The sequence below is a fragment of the Micromonospora sp. MH33 genome (assembly GCF_003013775.1).
GTDB lineage: Bacteria > Actinomycetota > Actinomycetes > Mycobacteriales > Micromonosporaceae > Micromonospora > Micromonospora fulviviridis.
In genome coordinates this window covers 1-15210 of sequence record NZ_MUYZ01000158.1, presented here as the reverse complement: position 1 = coordinate 15210, position 15210 = coordinate 1, and the positions used below count along the sequence as shown (strand labels likewise).

General features: G+C 75.3%; 13 protein-coding genes and 3 pseudogenes. 7 read left to right on the top strand and 9 right to left on the bottom strand.

Annotated elements, in window-relative coordinates:
- From B0E53_RS22185 to B0E53_RS22175, 3 genes and pseudogenes are all read right to left on the bottom strand, one after another.
- The coding region (locus tag B0E53_RS22185; protein WP_107077825.1) for a hypothetical protein at positions 1-435 on the bottom strand (435 nt) is incomplete at its 3' end.
- Between the two features lie 364 nt (positions 436-799).
- A pseudogene (locus B0E53_RS22180) lies at positions 800-1207 on the bottom strand (response regulator transcription factor); the annotation flags it as partial.
- Positions 1208-1337: 130 nt separating this feature from the next.
- A complete protein-coding gene (locus B0E53_RS22175) occupies positions 1338-2324 on the bottom strand; it encodes a helix-turn-helix transcriptional regulator (protein WP_246835542.1) in 987 nt (328 codons plus the stop codon).
- Here B0E53_RS22175 and B0E53_RS22170 point away from each other — a divergent pair.
- Both B0E53_RS22170 and B0E53_RS40425 read left to right on the top strand, forming a co-directional pair.
- Positions 2323-4014 (top strand): AMP-binding protein, encoded by a 1692-nt coding sequence (locus tag B0E53_RS22170; RefSeq protein ID WP_107077821.1) that lies wholly within the window; start codon positions 2323-2325, stop codon positions 4012-4014. The genes B0E53_RS22175 and B0E53_RS22170 overlap by 2 nt on opposite strands.
- 2 nt (positions 4015-4016) lie before the next feature.
- Positions 4017-5617: pseudogene (locus B0E53_RS40425) on the top strand (AMP-binding protein).
- A gap of 76 nt (positions 5618-5693) precedes the next feature.
- On the opposite strand, the gene B0E53_RS22160 reads toward B0E53_RS40425, so the two are convergent.
- Both B0E53_RS22160 and B0E53_RS22155 read right to left on the bottom strand, forming a co-directional pair.
- A complete protein-coding gene (locus tag B0E53_RS22160; RefSeq protein WP_107077820.1) occupies positions 5694-7040 on the bottom strand; it encodes a nicotinate phosphoribosyltransferase in 1347 nt (448 codons plus the stop codon).
- Between the two features lie 90 nt (positions 7041-7130).
- Positions 7131-7307 (bottom strand): annotated as a pseudogene (locus B0E53_RS22155) (pyridoxamine 5'-phosphate oxidase family protein); the annotation flags it as partial.
- 161 nt (positions 7308-7468) lie between these two features.
- Between B0E53_RS22155 and B0E53_RS22150 the strand changes: the two are divergent.
- Entirely contained in the window at positions 7469-8734 is a 1266-nt protein-coding gene (locus tag B0E53_RS22150; RefSeq protein ID WP_246835541.1) for an MFS transporter, read from the top strand.
- A gap of 13 nt (positions 8735-8747) precedes the next feature.
- Here the strand turns inward: B0E53_RS22150 and B0E53_RS22145 are convergent, their stop codons facing one another.
- Positions 8748-9815 (bottom strand): Gfo/Idh/MocA family oxidoreductase, encoded by a 1068-nt coding sequence (locus tag B0E53_RS22145; protein WP_107077818.1) that lies wholly within the window; start codon positions 9813-9815, stop codon positions 8748-8750.
- A gap of 91 nt (positions 9816-9906) precedes the next feature.
- On the opposite strand from B0E53_RS22145, the gene B0E53_RS22140 reads away from it, so the two are divergent.
- Positions 9907-11166 (top strand): lycopene cyclase family protein, encoded by a 1260-nt coding sequence (locus B0E53_RS22140; RefSeq protein ID WP_107077823.1) that lies wholly within the window; start codon positions 9907-9909, stop codon positions 11164-11166.
- A 169-nt stretch (positions 11167-11335) separates the two neighbouring features.
- Here the strand turns inward: B0E53_RS22140 and B0E53_RS22130 are convergent, their stop codons facing one another.
- Positions 11336-12448: a serine hydrolase domain-containing protein gene (locus B0E53_RS22130; protein WP_107077817.1), complete on the bottom strand. Its 1113-nt coding sequence runs from the start codon at positions 12446-12448 to the stop codon at positions 11336-11338.
- 68 nt (positions 12449-12516) lie between these two features.
- Here B0E53_RS22130 and rnhA point away from each other — a divergent pair, with 68 nt between their 5' ends.
- The 3 genes from rnhA to B0E53_RS22115 all read left to right on the top strand — a co-directional run bounded on the left by rnhA (position 12517) and on the right by B0E53_RS22115 (position 14567).
- The gene (rnhA, locus tag B0E53_RS22125) at positions 12517-12993 is read left to right on the top strand and encodes a ribonuclease HI (protein ID WP_107077816.1); all 477 of its coding nucleotides are present in this window, start codon (positions 12517-12519) and stop codon (positions 12991-12993) included.
- A gap of 87 nt (positions 12994-13080) precedes the next feature.
- Positions 13081-14304 (top strand): cytochrome P450, encoded by a 1224-nt coding sequence (locus B0E53_RS22120; RefSeq protein WP_107077815.1) that lies wholly within the window; start codon positions 13081-13083, stop codon positions 14302-14304.
- Between the two features lie 8 nt (positions 14305-14312).
- Positions 14313-14567 carry a ferredoxin gene (locus tag B0E53_RS22115; RefSeq protein WP_107077822.1) on the top strand — a complete coding sequence of 85 codons (255 nt, stop codon included), beginning with the start codon at positions 14313-14315 and terminating at the stop codon, positions 14565-14567.
- Positions 14568-14579: 12 nt separating this feature from the next.
- Here the strand turns inward: B0E53_RS22115 and B0E53_RS22110 are convergent, their stop codons facing one another.
- Together B0E53_RS22110 and B0E53_RS22105 are read right to left on the bottom strand one after the other, a co-directional pair.
- Positions 14580-14840, bottom strand: a complete 261-nt coding sequence (locus tag B0E53_RS22110) for a hypothetical protein (protein WP_107077814.1) — start codon at positions 14838-14840, stop codon at positions 14580-14582.
- Positions 14841-14876: 36 nt separating this feature from the next.
- The gene (locus B0E53_RS22105) at positions 14877-15113 is read right to left on the bottom strand and encodes a preprotein translocase YidC (protein WP_107077813.1); all 237 of its coding nucleotides are present in this window, start codon (positions 15111-15113) and stop codon (positions 14877-14879) included.
- Positions 15114-15210: the final 97 nt, after the last annotated feature.

Sequence of the window (15210 nt, the reverse complement as noted above, 5' to 3'; positions counted from 1 at the left end):
GGCGACCGCCGCGGCGGCCAGCGCGCCGCCCGCGACCAGCACGCCGGTGTCGCCGTCCCGGCCGCCGGCGCCGGCCTGCGCTCCGCCGATCGGGGTGACCGTGAAGCTGGCCGTGCCGCCGTTGCTGCCGTCGCCGCAGGTGGCGGTGACCGTGTACGTGCCGAGGGTGAACCCGGCGGTGAAGAGTTCGGCGCTCAGCCCACCGCCCGCCGCGGCGGTGGTGGATCTGACGTTCTGGTCCCGGTTGGGTCCGGTGACGCGGAAGAGCGCGTCGCCCGCCTTCGGGTTGCACGACGTCGTGGTGAGCACGACGGTCCCGCCGACCGGGGTGGTGGCCGGTGAGACGGTGGTGTCCGCGAGGGCGGCGGCCGGGAGCAGGAGTGTGCCGAGGCCCACGCCGACCGCCGCCGATCCGAGAACTGTCTTTGCCTTCATCCGCGTCTTCCCTCACTTTTCGTCCGCTGTCTGCGTGGGACGTCGTTCGGGTGGCCAACTCCGTGACTAGCACCGGTGTGGCCAACACTAGGAGGGTTGCGACGGTCACTAGGCGTAATTGAGAAATCTTCGTTGCCGTCACGTGTTCCCGGTCGCTCCCGGGTGCGACGGACATGCCCGCCCAGCCCGGACGCGACTCCGGACGGGTCGTCCCGCCTCGCGCGCGACGTCCCGTCCGGACGGTCCCTGGCGCGTCTGTCCGGTTCGGCCCGGCCGTGACCGTCCCGTCCGGGTCGGCCCGGACGACCCCGTCCGGGTCGGCTCGGACGACCCCCCAGGTGGGGACCAACGGCCGGCAGGTGGGTCAGCGGCGCGGCGGCTCGGGGCGGACCAGCCCCACGTCGTAGGCGAAGACCACCGCCTGGATCCGGTCGCGCAGGCCGAGTTTGGTGAGCACGGCGGAGACGTGCGTCTTCACGGTGGCGGTGCTCAGGAACAGCCGTTCGGCGATCTCCGCATTGGACAGTGCCCGCGCGGCGAGCGTCAGCACGTCGACCTCGCGGGCGGTGAGCGCCGCGAGTCGCCCCCGGTCGGCGGCCTCGCCGGGCAGCCGGTCGGCGAACCGGTCGAGCAGCCGGCGGGTCACCGTCGGCGCGAGCAGCGCCTCGTCTCGGGCCACCACCCGCACCGCCTCGGCCAGGTCGGCCGGGCGGGTGTCCTTGAGCAGGAAGGCGCTGGCCCCGGCGCGCAGCGCCGCGTACACGTGCTCGTCGCCTCGCGGTTGCCCGTCCAGTCGGCGCCGATGAGCTCGAACCTAGCATCCTAGGATGCTCTAGGCGGCGTGCGGGTCGGCACGGCTCAGAAGCGTCGGCCCCCTACGGCGTGGAGCGGGGTGGCTGGCGCTAGGGGAGGAGACCGGCGCGGCGGGCGGCGACCACGACCTCCAGCCGGGTGTGCGCGCCGAGCTTGCGCATGGCCGAGCGCAGGTAGCTCTTCACCGTCTCGGGGCGCAGCCCGAGCTGCCCGGCCACGTCCGCGTTCGTGCAGCCCAGGGCGACGCAGGCCAGGACGTCGGTCTCCCGGGGCGACAGGGCCACCGCCGTCGGCGGCCCCGGCCGGCGTACCGCGCCGGCGAGCCGGTCGGCGACGGCGTCGAGGCGGTCGCGCAGCTCCGGGTCGGCGATCCGGGTCAGCAGGCCGCGCAGCTCGGCGTGCGCCTGGCGGACCTGCTCCCACTCCGGGCCGGTCGGGTCCGGGCGGGACGGCACGGTCGGCAGGGCGGCCAGCGCCGTCCGGGCGGCGTCCCGGTCCGCGAGGCGGCGTTCCAGGTCCCGGCCGGCGTCGACCGCGGCGGCGACCAGGCGGTCGCCGAGCCGCAGGCGCTGGCGTACCGCGCCGTAGAGGACCGCGCGGACCTCGCGGCGCACCACCACCGGCACGGCGAGCACCGAGCGCAGCCCCTCGGCGGAGACCGGGGCGTCGTACTCGTGGCTGATCGAGCGGGCCACCGGGTAGTCGTCGACCCGCAGCGGCAGCCCGAGGGCGAGCGCCTTGCCGCCGAGGCCGGCGCCGGCGTGGATGGCGAGGCCGCGCAGCGCGGTCGTGCTGGTGCCGGCCAGCTCGGTGATGGTCATCCGGGGCGGGCCGCCCGGCGCGACCAGCCCGCCGAAGGCGACCGGCAGGCCGGTGCCGCGGCGCAGGGTCAGCAGGCCGCGCCGGACCTCGTCGGCGTCGTCGCGCGGGTAGAGCGTCACCATCTGGCCACCTCCCCGCCGGCCACCCCCGTCCGGGGGTGGTGAGACCTGCGTCACCCGATCGAGGATCAGCGTACTGCGCGCGGCGCCGTCCCCCTCCCGGCCGCACGCCAGGGACAGGAAGGACACCCCCATGGCCACCGCCGGCACCCAGGCCTTCCGCGAGGCGCGCGACTTCCTGCTCGCGCACCGGACGGACCACGAGACCGCGTACGAGAAGTTCCGCTGGCCCCGGCTGGACGAGTTCAACTGGGCGCTGGACTGGTTCGACGTGCTCGCCGAGGGCAACGACGGCACCGCGCTGCGGATCGTCGAGGCGGACGGGGGCGAGGGGAGCTGGTCGTACGCCGAGCTGTCCCGCCGCTCGAACCGGGTGGCGAACTGGCTGCGCGCCCGCGGCGTCCGGCCCGGGGACCGGCTGATCCTCATGCTCGGCAACCAGCTCGAACTCTGGGAGACCATTCTCGCCGCGATCAAGCTGCGCGCGGTGATCATCCCGGCGACGCCGCTGCTCGGCCCGGCCGACCTGGCCGACCGCCTGGCGCGCGGCGCGGCCCGGCACGTGGTGGTCGGGGCGGAGCACGCCGGCAAGTTCGCCCAGGTGGCCGGCGACTACACCCGGATCGCGGTCGGCGCCCCGGTCGGCGGCTGGCACGACTACGCCGACGCGTACGGCGCGGACGAGGTGTTCACCCCGGACGGGCCGACCCGGGCCGGCGACCCGCTGCTGCTCTACTTCACCTCCGGCACCACGGCCCGGCCGAAGCTGGTCGAGCACACCCACGCCTCCTACCCGGTGGGGCACCTGTCCACCATGTACTGGATCGGGCTGCGCCCCGGCGACGTGCACCTGAACATCTCCTCGCCGGGCTGGGCGAAGCACGCCTGGAGCAACGTGTTCGCGCCGTGGAACGCCGGCGCCACGGTGTTCGTCTACAACTACTCGCGCTTCGACCCGGCGGGGCTGATGGCGGCCATGGACCGGTGCGGGGTGACCAGCTTCTGCGCGCCGCCGACGGTGTGGCGGATGCTGATCCAGGCCGACCTGACCCAGCTCGCGCGCCCGCCGCGCAGCGTGGTCGGCGCGGGGGAGCCGCTGAACCCCGAGGTGATCGAGCAGGTCGAGGCGGCCTGGGGGGTCACCGTCCGGGACGGGTACGGGCAGACCGAGACCACCGCGCAGATCGGCAACCCGCCCGGCGCGCCGGTGAAGCCCGGCTCGATGGGGCGCCCGCTGCCCGGCTACGTGGTGCGCCTCGTCGACCCGGTCACCGGGGAGGTGGGCGACGACGGGGAGGTCTGCCTGGACCTGGCGCACCGGCCCACCGCGCTCATGGTGGGCTACCACGGCGACGAGGAGCTGACCGCCACCGCCATGCGCGACGGCTGGTACCACACGGGGGACATCGCCTCCCGGGACGCCGACGGCTACCTCACCTATGTGGGACGCACCGACGACGTGTTCAAGGCGTCGGACTACCGGGTGTCGCCGTTCGAGCTGGAGAGCGTGCTGCTGGAGCACGAGGCGGTGGCGGAGGCGGCGGTGGTGCCGTCACCGGACCCGGTGCGGCTGGCCGTGCCGAAGGCGTACGTGGTGCTCGCGCCCGGCTGGGCGCCGGGGCCGGAGACCGCGGCGGCGCTCTTCGCGCACTCGCGCGACCGGCTGGCCCCGTACCTGCGGGTGCGGCGGTTGGAGTTCGCCGACCTGCCGAAGACCATCTCCGGCAAGATCCGCCGGACCGAGCTGCGCGCCGCCGAGCGCGACAAGCACGCCGCCGCCGGGGCGCGGCCGGCCGGCGAGTACCGCGAGGAGGACTTCCGGTGAGCCTGCCCTCCTACGCCAGCGGGACCTCCGACGCGCCGCTGCTCGGCGACACCATCGGCGCGAACCTGGCCCGCTCGGTCGAGACGTACCCGGACCGGGAGGCCCTGGTCGACTGCCCGAGCGGCCGGCGCTGGACGTACGCCGAACTCGGCCGCGCGGTGGGTGACCTGGCCCGCGGCCTGCTGGCGGCCGGGGTGGCCAAGGGCGACCGGGTCGGCATCTGGGCGCCGAACTGCGCGGAATGGGTCCTCGTGCAGTACGCCACCGCCACGATCGGCGCGATCATGGTGAACATCAACCCGGCCTACCGGCGGCACGAGCTGGAGTACGTGCTGAACCAGTCGGGGGTGAGCCTGCTGGTCTCCTCGCCCGGTTACCGCAGCAGCGACTACCGGGGCATGGTCGCCGAGGTTCGCGACGCCTGCCCGGCGCTGGGCGCGGTGGTCTGGCTCGGCGAGTCGAGCTGGGACGACCTGATAGCCGGCGGGGCGTCGGTGCCGGCCGAGCGGCTGGTTGCGCGGGCGGCGGAGCTGAGCTGCGACGACCCGATCAACATCCAGTACACCTCGGGGACCACGGGGTCCCGAAGGGCGCGACGCTGTCGCACCACAACATCCTCAACAACGGCTACTTCGTGGGCGAGCTGGTCCGGTACACCGAGCGGGACCGGATCTGCCTGCCGGTGCCGTTCTACCACTGCTTCGGCATGGTGATGGGCAACCTGGCGGCCACCAGCCACGGCGCCTGCGTGATCATCCCGGCGCCGACCTTCGACCCGGCCGCGACGCTGCGCGCGGTCGCCGCCGAGCGGGCCACCTCGCTGTACGGGGTGCCGACCATGTTCATCGCCGAGCTGGCCCTGCCGGACTTCGCCGCCTACGACCTGTCCAGCCTGCGTACCGGAATCATGGCCGGCTCGCCGTGCCCGGTGGAGGTGATGAAGCGGGTCATCGACGGGATGCACATGGCCGAGGTGGCGATCTGCTACGGCATGACCGAGACCTCGCCGGTGTCCACCCAGACCCGGCACGACGACGACCTGGACCGGCGGACCGCCACGGTGGGGCGGGTGCTGCCGCACGTCGAGGTGAAGGTGGTCGACCCGGCGACCGGGGTGACGGTGCCCCGGGGCGAGCCGGGGGAGCTGTGCACCCGGGGTTACTCGGTGATGCTCGGCTACTGGGACGAGCCGGAGCGCACCGCCGAGGCGATCGACCCGGCGCGCTGGATGCACACCGGCGACCTGGCGGTGATGCGCGAGGACGGCTACCTGACCATCGTCGGCCGGATCAAGGACATGATCATCCGGGGTGGGGAGAACGTCTACCCGCGCGAGATCGAGGAGTTCCTCTACCGGCACCCGAAGATCTCCGACGTGCAGGTGGTCGGCGTCCCCGACGAGCGCTACGGCGAGGAGATCCTGGCCTGCGTGATCCTGCGCGACGGGCACGACACGCTCACCGTCGAGGAGGTCGCCGAGTTCTGCCGGGACCGGCTGGCGCACTACAAGATCCCGCGGCACGTACGGGTGATGGACGTTTTTCCGATGACGGTCAGCGGCAAGGTACGCAAGGTCGAGCTGCGCCACGCCGGTCCCGCCTGACCGTCACTCCCCGGTGTCCGGGCTCGGGGAACGGCACGCGCATGCCGGGCAGTATGCCCGCCGGCGCCGACCAGCCTCATGGGCGACCCGTCGGGTCGCCCCCGAGTCGCGCGGCCACCCGCCCGTGCAGCGCCGCCAGCGCCGGGCTGACGGTCGCGGTCAGCGGCGTCGGATCGGCCAGCCGGCGGGCCGGCTCGGGCAGCCAGGCGAGCTCGGCGTCGAAGCGGCCACGGGCGGCGCGAACCGCCTCGGCGGGGTCGGCGGGGTCGAGCCGGCGGCCACCGCGCATGACCGGCACCAGCAGCGGCTCCCGGCCACCCGGTGGGGGCTCGTCGCGCAACCCCACCACATCCCCCGCCGCGCCGGTGGGATCACGGAAGACCTGCTTGGCAGCGGGCAGCGTGGCTTTGCCCGGGGACAGCTTCAGCACCGGCCGGTCGCCGTAGGCGACCAGCTTGTAGGCGCTGTCCAGCGACGGCGCGTCGTACGAGACGCCCATTTTGGTGCCCACGCCGTACCCGTCGATCGGCGCACCCTGCGCCACGAGCCCCGCGATGACGTTCTCGTCGAGGCTGCCGCTGGCGATGATCGTGGCCTGCCGCAGCCCGGCGTCGTCCAGGATCGCCCGGGCCTGCCGGGCCAGCGCCCCGAGGTCGCCGGAGTCGAGCCGTACGCCGAGCGGGCCGGTCAGCCCGAGTTCGGTGACGACGTCGACGGCGGCCCGGACTCCCGCCGGCGTGTCGTAGGTGTCGACCAGGAAGATCGGGTTCGTGGGGAAGTCGGCGGCGAACGCACGGAACGCCGCCCGCTCGTCCGGGAACGCCTCCACGTACGAGTGGGCCATCGTCCCGGACGGGGCGATCCCGTACCGCATGGCGGCCTCGACGTCGCTGGTCGCGGCGAAGCCGGCGATGGCCGACGCCCGTGCCACCCCGGCGCCGGCCTCGATGCCGTGGGTACGGCGGAACGCGAAGTCGATCAGCTGCGCGCCGGCGGCGGCGAGCCGGCAGCGGGCCGCCTTGGTGGCCACCGTGGTGTGGAACGTGATCAGGTTCAGCACGCCCGTCTCCACCAGCTGCGCCTCCGCGATGGGCGCGGTGACCTCCAGCAGCGGCTCGTCGGCGAAGACCACGCGACCCTCCGGCACGGCCCACACGTCCCCGGTGAACCGCAGCCCGGCCAGCGCCGTCAGGGCCGGCTGGTCGAACCCGACGACGTCGCGTAGGTAGCCCAGCTCGGCGTCGTCGAGGGCGAAGCTCTCCAGGAAGGTCAGCGCCTCGGCCAGTCCGGCGGCGACCAGGAAGCCGCGCCGGTGCGGCAGCCGGCGGACGAAGAGGCTGAACGTGGCGTGCTCCGTCATGTCCCGGCGCAGGTAGCTGGCCGCCATCCGCAGCTCGTACAGGTCGGTACGCAGTCCCGTCATGCCGTCACCTCCACCACGTCACCACTGTGATCCGTCCGGGTGCGAGGCGTACGGGAAACGGGAGATCCGCCCCCGACCGGCGCCCAGGGGTCAGCGGGGGCCGGCGGCCCGCCAGAACTGGCGCGGCGCGTACCCCTCCCGGCGCAGCCAGTGTTCGGTGTAGACGATCCGCTCCGCCGGCACCACCACGAGCGGCCCGGTCGGCGGCTCGTCCAGCGACCGGGACCGCTCCACGTGGTCGGACTGCCACCGGTACGCGGGCCAGTGGTGCGCGAACTCCGGATCGTGGGCGGTGGGCGCGGGCCCGGCGAGCCAGGGGCTCGTGACGGGCATGGGTGATCTTCCCACGGGCCGGCCGCTTGACCGCACGGCGGCCGGCCGGGAAACCCGGTCGGCGCGGCGTCCGATCCCTGGTAGGTTGCCTCGCCGTGACGGGGACGACGGGGGATCGGCTCGACGGGCGTTTCGCCCGGCTCTGGACCGCGAGCACCATGTCGGCGCTGGGCAGCGGCATGGCCACGGTGGCCGCCCCGCTCTACGTCGCCTCGCAGACCGACGATCCGCTGACCGTCTCGGCCGGCGCCGCGGTGGCCTGGCTGCCCTGGCTGCTGTTCGCGTTGCCCGGTGGGGTGCTGGTGGACCGGGTGGACCGGCGCCGGCTGATGGTGGTCATCGACTGGCTGCGGGTGGCCGTGCTGGCCGTGCTGGCCGCCGCGATGGTCACCGACCGGGCCGGGGTGCCGCTGCTCTACGCGGTGCTGTTCGTGGTCAACACCGGTGAGGTGGTGTTCCGCACCGCCGCCCAGGCGGTCGTGCCCGCGGTGGTGCCCCGGTCCCGCCTGGAACGGGCCAACGGCTGGCTCGGCGGCGGCACCCAGATCATGCAGAACATGGTCGCCGGACCGTTCGGCGGCTTCCTCTTCGTGGTGGCCGCGGTCATCCCGTTCGCCGTCAACGCCGGCACGTACGCGCTCAGCGCCGTCCTCGTCGGCCTGCTCGCCGGGTCGTACCGGGGCTCGCCCGGGGCGGGCGGGCGCCGTTCGGTGCGCGCGGAGGTCGCCGAGGGGTTCCGCTGGCTGCTGTCCCAGCGGCTGCTGCGCACCATGGCCCTGCTCATCGGGCTGCTCAACGTCACCCTGACCGCCGCCCTCGCGGTGCTGGTGCTGCTCGCCACCGACCGGCTCGGCCTCGGCTCGGTCGGCTACGGCGCGCTGTTCACCTGCATGGCCGTGGGCGGGCTGCTCGGCTCGGCGGTCGGCGACCGGCTGGTCGCCACCATCACCGCGACCTGGACCGTCCGGGTCGGCCTGCTCATCGAGGCCCGCCTGCACCTGGCCCTGGCCGCCTCGCGCAGCGCCGTGGTGGTCGGGCTGGCGCTGTTCGCCTTCGGGGTGCACGGCGCGCTGTGGAACATGGTCGCCAACTCGCTGCGCCAGCGGCTCACCCCGCCCGCGCTGATGGGCCGGGTGGGCAGCACCACGCTGTTCATCGCCGCGGGCGGCAACTGCGTCGGCGCGCTGCTCGGCGGCCTGCTCGCCGACCGGTACGGGATCACCGCACCCTACTGGGTGGGGTTCGTGGTGGCGGTCGCGGTGATCGCCGCGACCTGGCGGGTGTTCGACCGGGCCACCGTGGCCGCCGCGTACGCCGACCCGGCCCCGGACGGCCGGGAGACCCCGGCGACCGTCGCCTGAGCGGGGCCCGGGCTCAGGGCCGCGGCGGCACCGGCAGGGTGACACCCCGCACCGCCGCCTGGTGCGCCAGTTCGATCAGCTCGACCACCCCGACCGAGTCCGTCGGGTCCACCGGCAGCGGCGCGCCGTCCCGCAGCGCGGCCGCCAGCTGGGCGTAGAAGTCCTGGTAGCGGCCCGCCTCGGTGGGCACCGCCCGCAGCTCGCCGTCGGCGCCGAGCCGGCCGTACCGGTCGGGGTCGACCTCGCCCCAGCCCGGCGTGCCCGGCCGTCCGCCGTCGCGCAGCGCCGCCTCCTGCGGGTCCAGCCCGTACGCGGTGTAGGCGGCCCGGTCGCCGAGCACCCGGAAGCGCGGGCCGAGCTGCGCGGTGACCGCGCTCATCCACAGGTGGGAGCGGACCCCGCCGGTGTGGGTGAGCGCCACGAACGCGTCGTCGTCGACCTCGGCGCCCGGCCGCCGCCGGTCCACCTCGGCGTAGACCCGCTGCACCGGGCCGAACAGCCGCACCGCCTGGTCGACCAGGTGGGCGCCGAGGTCGAACAGGGCGCCGCCGGCCTCGCCGGGCGCGGCGCTCTCCCGCCAGCCCGGCTTGATCGCCGGCCGCCACCGCTCGAACCGGGACTCGAAGCGGGTCACCCGGCCCAGCTCGCCGGCCTCGACCAGCCGGCGCACGGTCAGGAAGTCCCCGTCCCAGCGGCGGTTCTGGAACACCGTGAGCGGCACCCCGGCCGCGGCCGCCTCGGCGACCAGCGCCCGGCCCTCCGCGGCGGTCGGGGCGAGGGGCTTGTCCACCACCACCGGCAGCCCGGCCGCCACCGCGGCCCGGGTCATGGGCACGTGCTGCCGGTTCGGCGTGGCCACCACGACCAGGTCGAGGGTGTCCGCGGCCTGCCAGAGCTGGTCGGCGTCGTCGAGGATCCGGGCGTCCGGATGCTCGGTGTGGACCTGCGCGCGGCGCTCCGGGTCCCGGGTGACCACCGCGTCCAGCCGGAGGCCGGGCGTGGCGGCGACCAGCGGGGCGTGGAACACCCGCCCCGCGATGCCGTACCCCAGCAACCCCACCCGCAGCGGCGCCCGCCCCATGTCCGTCCCCCCGTCGTCGGTGATCCACCTGCGAATCTACGCGGCGCGCCCCGGGCGGGACGGCGGGTCCCGGGCGGCGGCGGTCTCCGGCGTGTGGCAGCGTGGGCGGGTGCACGCAACGCCGGTCGAGGCCGACCTCGCGCTGGTGGGCGGCGGCGGGGCCGCCTCCCTGGTCCTGGCCGCCCTGGACCGGCACGACCTGACCGGCCTGCGGGTCGCCGTGGTCGACCCGGTGCACAAGCGCGGCCAGGACCGCACCTGGGCGTTCTGGGGCGCCCCGGGCGGCGACCTCGACCCGCTGCTGAGCGCGAGCTGGTCGGAGGTCGACGTGGTCACGCCCGCCGGCCGCCGCGTCCTGCCGCTCACCCCGCTGCGGTACGCCATGCTCCGCTCCGGCCCGGTCTACGACCGGGCTGCCGCGGCCGAACGGCGGCTGGGCACGGTGCGGATCGGCGCGCCGGCCGGCGCGCTGGCCGACGACGGCGACCGGGTGACCGTGCACGACCCCGAGGGGCGGCCGCTGGTCCGGGCCGGCTGGGCGCTGGACTCCCGGCCCCGCCCGCCGGCCCGGCCCGGGCGGACCAGCTGGTTGCAGCACTTCCGCGGCTGGTGGCTGGCGGCCGACCGGCCCACCTTCGACCCGGGCCGGGCCGTGCTGATGGACTTCCGCACCCCGCAGCCCGTCCGGGGCGTCTCCTTCGGCTACGTGCTGCCGGTCGACGCCCGGTACGCCCTGGTCGAGTACACCGAGTTCGGTCCCGCCGTGCTCACTGACGCCGGCTACGACGCGGCGCTGCGCGGGTACGCCGGCCTGCTCGGCGTGGACCTGGCCGGGCTGCGGGTGCGCGAGATGGAGAACGGGGTGATCCCGATGACCGACGGCCCGTTCGTCCCCCGGCCCTCGCCGCGGGTGGTCCGGCTCGGCACCGCCGGCGGCGCCACCCGCCCGTCCACCGGGTTCACCTTCTCCGCGATGCTCCGCCAGGCCGAGCAGGTGGCCGGGGCCCTCGCGGCGGGCCGGCCGCCGGCGCCGGCGCCCGCGTACCCCCGGCGTCACCGGTGGATGGACGCGGTGGCGCTGCGCGCCCTGGACCGGGGGCACGTCGGCGGGGTGGAGTTCTTCGAGCGGCTCTTCGACCGCAACCCGCCGGAGCGGGTGCTGCGCTTCCTCGACGGCGCCACCTCACCGTCCGAGGACCTGGCGGTGATGCGGTCCAGCCCGCTGCTGCCGATGACCGGCGCGGTGCTCGGCGACGCCGTCGACCGGCTGCGCGGCCGGCTGTGCCGCGACCCGGCCCCCGCCCCCGTGCCGGAGGCCGGGCCGCGGGCCGCCGGTCAGGCCGGCTCGTAGCCGGCGTGGATCCGGGTCCTCGTCGGGACGTCCGGGGGCCGGCATCACGCCGTCCAGGCCGACATCCTCGGTGACGATGATCTTCCGCATGCCGCTCCCTCGGGGCGGGCCGGCCCGCTGCCGGCCCTCCACCCCGGACACGAACGGCGACCGCCGCTTCCGACAGCGGTCAGCGGCCGAGTTCCGCGGCCACCCGGTCGCGGACCAGCACCCGCAGCCGCTCCATCGGGTCGCCGTCGCCGGCGCCGAGCCGGTTGCGCACCGCCGCCACGGTCAACCCCAGCCCGGGGTACGCGAACGCCAGGCTGCCGCCGCTGCCGGCGGTGCCGAACGAACCGTCCACGTCGACCGCGTAGCCGAGGCCGAAGGTCGTCTCCTGCCCGAACACCCACTCCTGGGCACGGACCGCCGCCGCGGAGACCTCCCGGAGCCGTTCCGGTGAGATCAGCCGCACCCCGTCGACGGGGCCGAGCAGCGCCGCGTACATCCGGGCGACCGCGCGGGCCGACATCGTGCCGACCGCCGGCACGTCGGCGCGCAGCACCTCGGGCCGGCTGCCGGTCGTGGCGTCCGGGCGGACGTGCGGCGGGGCCACCGCGTCGAAGTTCGGCAGGTTCGCGCTCGCGTACGTCATCAGGGCGGACAGGCCGGCGTCCTCCAGCCGGGCCAGCCGGGGCAGGTCGGCCTCCGGCACGCCGAGGAACAGCTCGCGGGCCACCCCGAGCGGCCCGGCCACCTCCTCGGCCAGCACCTGCGACACCGGTTTCCCGGTGACCCGCCGGACCACCTCGCCGACCAGCCAGCCCCACGTCCACGCGTGGTACGCCAGCCGCTCGCCGGGCGCCCACCGCGGCTCGGCGTCGGCGAGCAGCCCGCACATCCGGTCCCAGTCGGCGAAGTCCGCCGGGGTGACGTCGGCGGGCAGGGCGGGCAGCCCGGCCGTGTGGGTGAGGGCGTGCCGCAGCGTGATGCCGTCCTTGCCGTGCCGGGCGAACTCCGGCCACACCTCGGCGATGCGCAGGTCGTAGTCGAGCCGCCCCCGCTCGGCCAGCGTGTGCACCACGGTGGCGGTGAGCCCCTTGCCGGTGGAGACGGCGTGCACCGGGGTGTCGGCGGTCAGCGGCCGGCCGGTGGTGCTGTCGGCCAGGCCGGCCTGCTCCTCGACGATCGGCGTCCCGTCCAGGTACGCGGCCACCTGCACGCCGGCCTCCCGGCCGGAGGTGACCAGCTCGTCGATCGCCGCGCGCACGTCGGCCCGCAGGCCGTCCCACCGTCCGTCCATGATCGGTGACCCTGCCAGACCGTCCCGGCGGTGTCGTGCGGATTTCCGTCGCCGGGTAGGTTGCCGGCATGGCGGAGGCGGTGACCGGCGGGGTCGTGGAGATCTGGACCGACGGGGCGTGCAGCGGCAATCCCGGCCCCGGCGGCTGGGGCGTGCTGCTGCGCTGGGGCGGGCACGAGCGCGAGCTGTGCGGCGGCGAGGCGACCCCGACCACGAACAACCGGATGGAGCTGACCGCCGCGATCCGGGCGCTGGAGAGCCTGACCCGCCCGGTCACCGTGCGGCTGCACACCGACAGCACGTACGTGCGCAACGGCATCACCGGCTGGCTGGCCTCCTGGAAGCGCAACGGCTGGCTGACCGCGGCGAAGCAGCCGGTGAAGAACGCCGACCTGTGGCAGCGGCTGGAGGCGGCCTGCGCCCGGCACGAGGTGACCTGGCTCTGGGTGAAGGGCCACAACGGACACCCGGAGAACGAGCGGGCCGACGCGCTGGCCAACCGGGGGATGGCCGAGGCACGGGCGGCGGCGCCGGCCGCTCGCTGAGCCCGGAGCGGTTGTGCCGGACCCGATCGATGGGTAACGTAGCGGATCGATACCGTCACGGACAGTCGCCCTCCCGGAGGTGTCCGCGTGACCGTTGCCCCCCTCACCGACCTGCCGCTCTGGCCCCCGACCAACCTCGACCGTGACCCGCTCGTCCCGCTCGACGCGGGGGAGCGGCGGCGGTTCGCCGGCCCGGTCACCCGGGTCCGGCTCCCCACCGACGCGACGGCCTGGCTGGTCACCCGGCACGCCGACGTCAAGCAGCTGCTGCGCCACCCCGGCTTCAGCGCCGACCTGACCCGGCCGGGCTTCCCGCTGCTGCGCCGGATCCCGCCCGGCGCGTTCGGCGACCGCCGGGGCGGGTTCATCCGGATGGACGGCGCCGAGCACGCCCGGCTGCGCCGGATGCTCACCGCCGAGTTCATGATCAGGAACGTGCGGCGGATCGAGCCGCTGATCCGGCAGACCGTCGACCGGACGCTGGACGAGTTGCACGCCGCCGACCCGCCCGCCGACCTGGTCACGCACGTCGCCCTGCCGGTGCCGTCGATGGTGATCTGTCACCTGCTCGGCGTCCCGTACGCCGACCACGACTTCTTCCAGGAGCGCAGCCGGACGCTGATCGACCGCGACGCCCCGCCGGAACGGGTCCAGCGGCACGTGCGGGAACTGCGCGACTACCTGCACCGGCTGGTCGAGGCGAAGGTGGCCACCGGGGAACGCGCCGACGACCTGCTCAGCCGGCTGGCCCGGGATCGGGTGGACACCGGGGAGCTGGCGGTCGACGAGCTGGTCGGCATGGCCGTGCTGCTGCTCATCGCGGGCCACGAGACCACCGCCAACATGATCGGGCTGAGCACCCTGCTGCTGCTCCGGCACCCCGCCCGGTACGCCGCGCTGCGCGACGACCCGGGGCACGCCGACGGCCTGGTCGACGAACTGCTGCGCTATCTCAGCATCGTGCGTACGGGGCTGCCCCGCCTGGCCACCGAGGACGTCGAGATCGGCGGGCGGCTGATCCGGGCCGGCGAGGGGGCCATCGCGGTGCTCTCCCTGGCCAACCGGGATCGGACGACCTTCGACCGGCCGGACGAGTTCGACCCGTACCGGGCGGCGCAGCAGCACGTGGCGTTCGGCTTCGGGGTGCACCAGTGCATCGGCCAGCCCCTCGCCCGCGCGGAGCTGCGGATCGTCCTCGTGGAGCTGGCCCGCCGGTTCCCCCGGCTTCAGCCGGCCACCACGGCGGGGCGGCTGCCGACCCGGGACAGCTCGGTCGTCTACGGCCTCGACGCGCTGCCGGTGACCTGGTGAGCGCGGCGGTGCGGGTGGGCGTGGACCGGGACCGCTGCTGCGGGGCGGGCAACTGCGTGGTGACCGCGCCGGAGGTCTTCGACCAGGACGACGAGGACGGTCTCGTGCTGCTGCGCCGGGCCGAGCCGCCGGCCGACACCGTCGACCGGGTGCGGCTCGCCGTGGAGCTCTGCCCGGCCGGGGCGATCAGCGTCGCGCCGGCCGGCGCCGGAGCACTCCTCGACGGCCGGGTCCCCGCTGCCGGAGACCCCGCGACGCCGTGACCCCGGGGCCGCTCACCGCTCCGGGCGGCCCTCCTCGATCTCCTCCGGCTCGTTCGCCGGGTCCGTGGTGCCGGAGACCTCGGCAACGTCGTAGCCGGCCCGGCTGACCTCCCGGGCGGAGCGGCGCTCCTCGGCCGGCAGGTCGGCGAAGTCGTCGCCGGTGTCGTCGGTGCTGTGCAGGGACTGGCCCGGCGGGCGCAGCGACGCCTCGTACGCGGTCGCGCCGTCGGGCTCGTCGGTGGTGGCGCGGCCGAAGGACTCTTCACTCGTCATGTCGCACTCCTGCCCGTCCCGTCCGAAGGCAAACGCTCAGCGGGCCGCGTCCGGGTGCGTCGGCATCGAGGAGCCGCCGGAACTGCTGCCCGAGGACCCGCCGGCCACGCCGGAACCGTCGTCCTCGGTCACCTCGTCCGGTTTCGGCGCACCCGGCTCCGGTGCCGGCACGTCGGTGTCCGCCTCCACCTGGACCAGGCGGGCCTGGCCGGCCTCGTCCTCAGCGTGCGCCGGATCGACCGGCTGCCTGCCCTGCCGTGTCTCGTATTTCACCGGTCCGCCTCCGTCCGTCGCCACGGTGACGCCGCCTACCCGGCCCGTACGCGGCGAAACGCGGGCCGAGGGGGTGGCCGGTCAGCGGCGGCGGCCC

What these genes read in the sequence shown, in the direction of transcription:
- B0E53_RS22170 (WP_107077821.1), top strand. Translation starts at nt 2,323, where the DNA reads ATGGCCACCGCCGGCACCCAGGCCTTCCGCGAGGCGCGCGACTTCCTG.
- B0E53_RS22175 (WP_246835542.1), bottom strand. Translation starts at nt 2,324, where the DNA reads ATGGGGGTGTCCTTCCTGTCCCTGGCGTGCGGCCGGGAGGGGGACGGC.
- B0E53_RS22160 (WP_107077820.1), bottom strand. Translation starts at nt 7,040, where the DNA reads ATGACGGGACTGCGTACCGACCTGTACGAGCTGCGGATGGCGGCCAGC.
- B0E53_RS22145 (WP_107077818.1), bottom strand. Translation starts at nt 9,815, where the DNA reads ATGGGGCGGGCGCCGCTGCGGGTGGGGTTGCTGGGGTACGGCATCGCG.
- B0E53_RS22130 (WP_107077817.1), bottom strand. Translation starts at nt 12,448, where the DNA reads ATGGACGGACGGTGGGACGGCCTGCGGGCCGACGTGCGCGCGGCGATC.
- rnhA (WP_107077816.1), top strand. Translation starts at nt 12,517, where the DNA reads ATGGCGGAGGCGGTGACCGGCGGGGTCGTGGAGATCTGGACCGACGGG.
- B0E53_RS22110 (WP_107077814.1), bottom strand. Translation starts at nt 14,840, where the DNA reads ATGACGAGTGAAGAGTCCTTCGGCCGCGCCACCACCGACGAGCCCGAC.